This is a genomic window from Streptomyces humi (genome assembly GCF_001005085.2).
In the GTDB taxonomy this organism is placed as follows: domain Bacteria; phylum Actinomycetota; class Actinomycetes; order Streptomycetales; family Streptomycetaceae; genus Streptomyces; species Streptomyces humi.
In genome coordinates this window covers 67,447-74,173 of the sequence record NZ_LBMU02000044.1, presented here as the reverse complement: position 1 = coordinate 74,173, position 6,727 = coordinate 67,447, and the positions used below count along the sequence as shown (strand labels likewise).

The 6,727-nt window shown below is 74.1% G+C and carries 6 protein-coding genes; all 6 read right to left on the bottom strand.

Features of this window, described 5'->3' with window-relative positions; translation table 11 throughout:
* Nucleotides 1–136: 136 nt before the first annotated feature.
* The gene (locus AAW13_RS20670) at nucleotides 137–961 is read right to left on the bottom strand and encodes a maleylpyruvate isomerase family mycothiol-dependent enzyme (RefSeq protein ID WP_046730396.1); all 825 of its coding nucleotides are present in this window, start codon (nucleotides 959–961) and stop codon (nucleotides 137–139) included.
* A gap of 116 nt (nucleotides 962–1,077) precedes the next feature.
* Nucleotides 1,078–3,375, bottom strand: a complete 2,298-nt coding sequence (locus tag AAW13_RS20665; protein WP_046730397.1) for an FUSC family protein — start codon at nucleotides 3,373–3,375, stop codon at nucleotides 1,078–1,080.
* 112 nt (nucleotides 3,376–3,487) lie between these two features.
* Nucleotides 3,488–4,258, bottom strand: a complete 771-nt coding sequence (locus AAW13_RS20660) for a polysaccharide deacetylase family protein (RefSeq protein WP_046730398.1) — start codon at nucleotides 4,256–4,258, stop codon at nucleotides 3,488–3,490.
* Between the two features lie 320 nt (nucleotides 4,259–4,578).
* Entirely contained in the window at nucleotides 4,579–5,637 is a 1,059-nt protein-coding gene (locus tag AAW13_RS20655) for an LLM class flavin-dependent oxidoreductase (RefSeq protein WP_046730399.1), read from the bottom strand.
* Nucleotides 5,637–6,143 (bottom strand): SRPBCC family protein, encoded by a 507-nt coding sequence (locus AAW13_RS20650; RefSeq protein ID WP_046730400.1) that lies wholly within the window; start codon nucleotides 6,141–6,143, stop codon nucleotides 5,637–5,639. Before AAW13_RS20650 ends, AAW13_RS20655 begins: the two co-directional genes overlap by 1 nt.
* Nucleotides 6,144–6,222: 79 nt before the next feature.
* Nucleotides 6,223–6,726 carry a winged helix-turn-helix transcriptional regulator gene (locus AAW13_RS20645; protein WP_046730401.1) on the bottom strand — a complete coding sequence of 168 codons (504 nt, stop codon included), beginning with the start codon at nucleotides 6,724–6,726 and terminating at the stop codon, nucleotides 6,223–6,225.
* Nucleotide 6,727 lies beyond the last annotated feature (1 nt).

The following is a 6,727-nucleotide window of genomic DNA, read 5'->3' as shown; positions in this document are numbered from 1 at the left end:
GAGCGAGGGTGCGGGTGGGGGGCGAGGGCGCGGGCGAAGGCGCGGGTGGAGGTGAAAGCGCGGGTGGGGGTGGGAGTGCGGGCGCGCGGCCGGCGGAGGTGGGGGAGGGGACGCGGGTGCGGGGAGCCGGGTCCGGTCAGGGGGCCACGAAGAGCGAGGGGAAGCGGGGGCCGAGCCACGGTCGGCGCCCGAAGGCGAGCACCTGGCCGCGCGCCATCGCCGCCCAGGGATTGCGACGGCCGAGAGCGATGAGCAGGAAGGCGACGGGGTCGATGACGATCGTGCAGTCCGGGCGGTCCAGCGGCTCGGCCGTCACCCGCACGGCACCGTCGGCGACCGTGACACCGAAGGCCCCGCCGCCCCCGCGCAGCCGGACGGTGTAACCGGCGGTCAGCCCGGCGCCGGCCGTGCCGTCGGCCACGGCCGGCATCACCGACAACAGGAACGGCACGCACCAGGCCACCCGCTCCGCGTCGAGCATGTGCGGGAAGCCCAGCGCGCGGGCGAGGTCGTAACCGTGCCCCAGCATGTGTGTGAGCAGGTAGGAGCCGAGGACGGAGCGGTCCATGGGGCCGAGCGGGGTGGCCGGCGCCGGACCGTCGGGTGCCGCGGCCAGGGCGTCCGCGCAGCGTCCGGCCTGCTCGCTGATCATCGCCGCGAGCGGCTCGGTCCGGCGCTCCGCGAACCCGGCCAGCGACTCGGCGTTGGCCGCCGCCAGGCTCTGCGGCGTGCCGTCCCCGTACGGGCGGTCCCGGCCTTCCGCGAGGTCGGCCATCAGTTCGTTGGCCATCGCCAGGTGGGCCGCGGCCTCACCGAGCGTCCACGTCGATCCGGGTACGGCGACCTGGGGGTCGCGTGCGAAGCTCAGCACCGTCGCGATGTCGGCGGCGCTCTGCCGTATGGCCCGCCCGAGCCCTTCGGGCAGTGCTCCTCGGATGTCCTGCTGTGCTGCCTGGTCCACGCCGGCCGCCCCCGTCCTGTCGCGCGGTACCCAATCAGACGTACGGGCGTACGACAACCCCCGTCGTGATCATCGCGGGCCGAGCCCCCGCAGGAACGTGGCCGGCAGGGGAGGGTTCAGCGGGCAGGCGTCTCGGGCGGGGCCCGGTGGTGGGCCCTCGCCTGGGCGCGGGCCGCGTCTGCGAGGCCGGGCTGGAGGCGGCGGGCCGCGTCGACGTGGTCGTCGGTCCAGATGATCCGGATCGCCACGGGGGTGGCCCGGCCCTGGCCGTCGCTGAGTTCGGTGCGGACCGAGTCGACGAGCCGGGCGGCGTCCTCGGGCCGGAGGGGGACGACCTCGGGCACGGGCGAACGGTCGCCGAGACTCGCGGCGAACTCGTGGTACCAGCCGGTGACCAGGGCCGCGGAGCCGAGCACGGCACCGTGGGCGTCGGCCCGGACGGCCTGGGCCCGCGCGCGGTCCTCGCCCTGCCACAGGGAGACGACGGCGTCGGCGGCCAGCCGCAGCCCCACGACCCCGGTCACCAGCGTGGTCGTGCACGCCAGCGACAGCGGCTTGGACCCGCGTTCGGCCAGGTAGCTGCGGAACGCGTCGTCCAGGCGCCGGGCGGAGGCGGCCGCCGTCCGGCTCTGCGGCCCGGGATCGGTGGGCGTGCGGTGGCCGAGCGCGTAGTCGACGGCACCTCCCAGGTAGCGGGCGCTGTCGTCGTACGCCTCGGCGAGCGCCCGGTGGACGGCGGCCCGGGCGCCGCGCGGCCAGAAGAACACCGCGACGACGACGCTGACCGCACAGCCCAGCGCGATGTCCTGGACGCGCAGCAGGGCGACGTGCCAGTTGGGGTCGTGGCCGATGTTGAACAGCACCACCAGCGTCACGGTGAACGCGGCCTGTCCCGCGGCGAAGGAGACGGCGGCCGGCGCGATGCCCGCGAGCAGGACGGCCACCGGGAGCACGAACCAGAGCGCGGTGCCGTGGTGGCCGATCAGCCGCAGCAGCACGGCTCCGATCACCGATCCCACCACGGTGCCGAGGACGGCGCGGACGGCGTTCTGTCCCGTGCTCAGTGCGTTGGAGCGCAGCACGGACAGCGTGCCGAGCAGCACCCAGAACGAGTGCCCGACGCCGGTCACCCCGGCCAGGAACACGGCGATGCCGAGACCCACGGCGCCGCGCAGGCTGTTGTGCAGCCACACCGAGTCGCGGGTCAGATGGGCGACGGCGCGCTCGCGCGCGGACGCCAGCGGCGCGGTCAGCGCGCCCGGCTCGCGGCCGAGCAGCCGTTCGGACCAGCCGCGCTGCCAGGCGGAGGCCGCCAGGCCGACGTTGTCGGCGATCTGGAGCACGGCGAAGCCCAGTTCCTGGGCGCGGAAGGACACGTCGAGAGTGGCGATGAACCCGTAGACCTCCGCCGTGCTGTTGCCGCCCGGCCGCCCGGCGGGCACCTGGACGACGGAGCTGTGCTCCATCCTGCTCAGGGCCGCCCGCAGCTCCTCGGCACCGGCCCGCAGCCGGCCGGTGTCCCCGTTCAGGTCCGTCAGCAGGTCGCAGGCCGCCTCCAGGACATGGGCGGCGGCCCGGCGCACGGTGTGCGCGGCCGGATCGCAGCCGGGCGGCTCGTGGGTGTAGTCGGACCGGTCGACCAGCACCGCGCACAGCCAGGTCAGTTCGTCGACCAGCCGGACCAGGGCACGGGAGCTCACCGACAGGCCGGTGGGCCGGTACGGGGTGGCGTCGAAGGCCGCCCGCAGGTCCGTGCCGGCCCGGGAGGTGTGCTCGGCCGCCACCCGGCACAGGTCGGCGTCGGGCGCCGGCATGTCCGGGCCCGGCAGGGACGCGCGGGTGCGCAGGTACCCGGCGGCGGCACGGCAGACGGCGGCCGCCGGGGCGCCGAGCGGATCGGCGACGGGGCGCGGCCACAGGAGGGCGACGGCGGGCAGCGCCACGGCCGCCGCGAGCCCTGCCCCGGCCAGCCGGTCGGGCAGCTGCGACAGCGGCACCGGTGCGCTGACCGGCAGTACGAAGGCCAGCAGCAGCGCCGTCGAACTGCCCGCCAGGACCGAACTGACCACGCCCGCGAAGAGGACCAGGAAACCGGCCACGACCGTCGCCACCACGGCGAGCCAGAGCTCCCGCCCGGCCAGCGTCCCGACGCAGATCAGCGCCAGCCACGCCACCGCGAGGGCGGCCTGGGCCCGCAGCCGCTCCACCATGGGGCCGGAGTAGTCGACCAGCAGCAGCATCGAGAACGACCCGAACGCGGCGAAGCCGGCCATCGTCGGGGAGTGCAGCACCTCGGTGCACAGGGCGAACAGGGCGGGCATCACCAGCGCCGTCCGCCCGGCCCGGCGCGTCGCCGCGAGGTCCGGGTCCCTGCCGCGCAGCCACGTCACCCAGCGTGGCGCCCGCCCCGACATGTCCACCTCCCGCTGGGCCCCGCGCGGCCGGCCTCACCGCCACGCCGCGCACACCACCCATATGCGGCCACCACCACGCCGTCCGCAACATTTGCCGGCGCGCGGACCGCGCTCAGCGCACCGGGAAACCGAACGAGTAGCCCTGTTCCCTCAGCCACGGCAGCACCTCGCGCAGGGCGGCCACCGTCTCGGAGCGGTCGCCGCCGGCGTCGTGGAAGAGGATCGTCGGCCCGTTGGGCATCTCGCTCTTCACGGTGGTCACGATGGCGTTCGTGCCGGGGCGTTCGAAGTCCTTCGAGTCGACGTTCCAGCCCAGCGGGCGCATGCCGTGGGAGGCGGCGAGCTTGCGGCTGTACGGGGTGAAGGCGCCGCCCGGCGCACGGTAGTACAGCGGCCGGACGCCACCGGACGCCTTGGTGATCATGCGCTCGGCGTCGAGGATCTGCTGGGACTGGTAGGCCTCGGACTTCTTGTCCATGGTCACGTCGTGCGACACCGTGTGGTCGCACAGCCGGTGCCCGGCCGCCACCACCTGCCTGACCAGGTCCGGGTGCGCCTGCGCCTGCGGGCCGACCATGCAGAACGTGGCCTTCACGCCGTACTGCTGGAGCACTTCCAGCACCTGCGGGGTCCAGACCGGGTCCGGGCCGTCGTCGATGGTGATGTTCACACCCCGGGCGCCCCGGTCCGAGGCGTGCGCGATCTCGACCGACACCGGCGCCGCCTTGGGAGCCGTACGGGGTGCCGAGGACCCGGCTCCCGCGGATCCGTCGACGGGGCCGGCCTGCGCGCTCCACAGCGAGGCGGCGACGGCGACCGCCGTCACCCCGAGCGCCGCAGCGGCCACCTGGCCGTACCAACCCCGTCCGCCGTGCCGCGCCATGTCCGCCCCTGTTCCCGTGGTTCCGTCGTTCCCGTGCACCCGTCAGGACGGAAGGCGGCGGGCACCGGATCCCTCCGTTACCGATCACGGACAATTCCGCGAGAGTTCTGCGACAGGTCCTCTTCGTGATCTTTAACGCCGGGGCGGCGGATCGGTGTTGGCGGTCTTCGTGAGATCACGGTGTGGATCGCCCGTGAGGGGACGGCACGGCGCTCCGGCATCCGGCACACGAGGCCAACTCCCGTGCAGGGCCTACATGATGCCCGGACGGCACAGGCCTCGCCCTCGTCACGCGGCGCGGGGCGCGGGGCGCGGTGGGATCAGGCGGGCTCGCCCAGCTCGTGCACCAGCTCGATCGCGCGCCCCAGCGTGGTGAGCCGGTCCTCCATGGTCTCCCCGGCGGGATAGAGGCGCACCGTGTCCACGCCGGCGTCCCGCCAGACCGCCAGCCGCTCGCGGACCATGGCCTCGGTGCCGATCAGCGTCGTACCGAGCACCATCTCGTCGGTCACCAGAGCGGCCGCGCCGTCCCGGTCGCCGCCCTGCCAGCGGTCCCGCACCTCCGCGGCGACCTCGGCCCAGCCCTGGCGGCTGTAGGCGTTGTTGTAGAAGTTGGTGGACGCCGATCCCATCCCGCCGAGGCTGAAGGCGAGTTCCTTCTTCCGTCCGGCGACCATCGCGCCGAGCGACTCCTCGTCGGGTGCGAAGGCGACCTCGGCGCCCTGGCAGACGTCCAGGTCCGCGCGGGTACGACCACTGCGGGCCAGGCCCTCGTCGAGGTGGGCGAAGTAGGCGTCGCCGGCGCCCTCGGGCACGAAGCTGGTGCCCAGCCAGCCCTCGGCGACCTCGCCGGTCAGCCGCAGCATGGCGGGGGAGAGGGCGGCCAGGTAGACCGGGATCTCGTGCTCGGCGCGCATGGACAGCCGCATCGGGACCGCCTCGCCGCCGGGCAGCGGGAGGGTGAACTCCGCGCCGGAATAGGCGATCCGGCCGCCGTCGACGACGCGCCGCACGATCTCGACGGTCTCGCGCATCCGGCGCAGCGGCCGGGCGAAGGGCACGCCGTGCAGCCCCTCGATGACCTGCGGGCCGGAGGCGCCGAGGCCGAGCAGGAAACGTCCGCCGGACAGGTTGGAGAGCGTGACGGCCGTCTGCGCCACGGCCGTCGGGGTCCGGGTGCCCAGCTGCATCACGCCGGAGCCGAGCAGCATCCGGTCGGTGCGGGCCGCGTAGTAGCCGAGCGCGGAGGGCGCGTCGGAGCCCCAGGCCTCGGCGACCCAGCAGACGTCCAGGCCCAGCTTCTCCGCCTCGACGACGAAGTCGGCCTGCCGGGACCAGCGTTCGCCGCCCGAGGCCTCGATCGTGGTGGCCGTGCGCATCACGCCTCCGCCCGCTTCTTGATCTCGGCGAGGGTGGCGGTGATGCTCCGCTCGAACTCCCGCAGCCGTACGAACACGATCTTCTGTTCCTTGTCCGGCATCCGGTCGATCGCCTCGGACAGCCCGGAACGCCCCGGCCCCAGCTGCATCCACTGCGACAGCCCGGTGCCGCCGTCCTCGGCGCGCAGCCGGAACCGCCAGACCGCGGACGGGTCGGCCGGATCCTGCACCGCCCAGGCCAGGACCGACTCCGGTTCGTACTCGGTCACCTGGGAGGTCGTCTCCCAGCTGCCGAACGCCTCGTGCTCGCTGCGGCCGACGAACCTGGCCCCCAGCGCCGGGCCGGTGGCACCGTCGAGCCAGGCGACGGACCGGAGTTCCCGGCTCAGCTCCGGCATCAGCTCGATGTCACTGACCAGTGCCCACACCGTGGGCGGCGGGGCGTCGATCCAGGTCCGCACCTCGACCGTGGGTCTGTCCGCGTAGCGTGCGCCCGTCCACTCCAAGACCGTCGGCCTCCTCGCCGTCATGGGGTCTGACACCAGAGTTGCGACATGAGACTCTGCTTGTCAAGACGGTGGGAGGTCATCGGTCGGTGCCGAACCGGCGGCGCACGTCCGGCCGCTGCGCGAGCCGCTCGGGATAACCGGGCCCCATCCGCATCGAGGTCTCCCCGGCCCGCAACGGCGTGCGGCACTGGGCGCACACGACCTCGGCGGCGGTGTCGTGGCCGCACGCCTCGTGGTGGAAGACCACGGGCACGCCCCGCTCCCCGGCCAGCCAGCGGTCGCCCCACGCGGACATCGCGGCGAGCACCGCGAACAGGTCGCGCCCCTTCTCCGTGAGCACGTAGTCGTAGCGGGGCGGTTCGGCCTCGTACTGCCGCTTCTCCAGGATCCGCTCGTCGACCAGCCGGCGCAGCCGGTCGGTCAACGTGTTGCGGGCGATGCCCAGTTCCTGCTGGAACTCGTCGAACCGGCGGATCCCGTAGAAGGCCTCCCGCACCACCAGGGGCGTCCAGTGGTCACCCAGCAGATCGACGGTCCGCGCGATCGAGCACGGCCACTTGGCGAACGACGTCCGTTTCATG

Coding starts and splice junctions, on each gene's coding strand:
- AAW13_RS20660 (WP_046730398.1), bottom strand. CDS start 4,258: ATGGCGCGGCACGGCGGACGGGGTTGGTACGGCCAGGTGGCCGCTGCG.
- AAW13_RS20665 (WP_046730397.1), bottom strand. CDS start 3,375: ATGTCGGGGCGGGCGCCACGCTGGGTGACGTGGCTGCGCGGCAGGGAC.
- AAW13_RS20645 (WP_046730401.1), bottom strand. CDS start 6,726: ATGAAACGGACGTCGTTCGCCAAGTGGCCGTGCTCGATCGCGCGGACC.
- AAW13_RS20655 (WP_046730399.1), bottom strand. CDS start 5,637: ATGCGCACGGCCACCACGATCGAGGCCTCGGGCGGCGAACGCTGGTCC.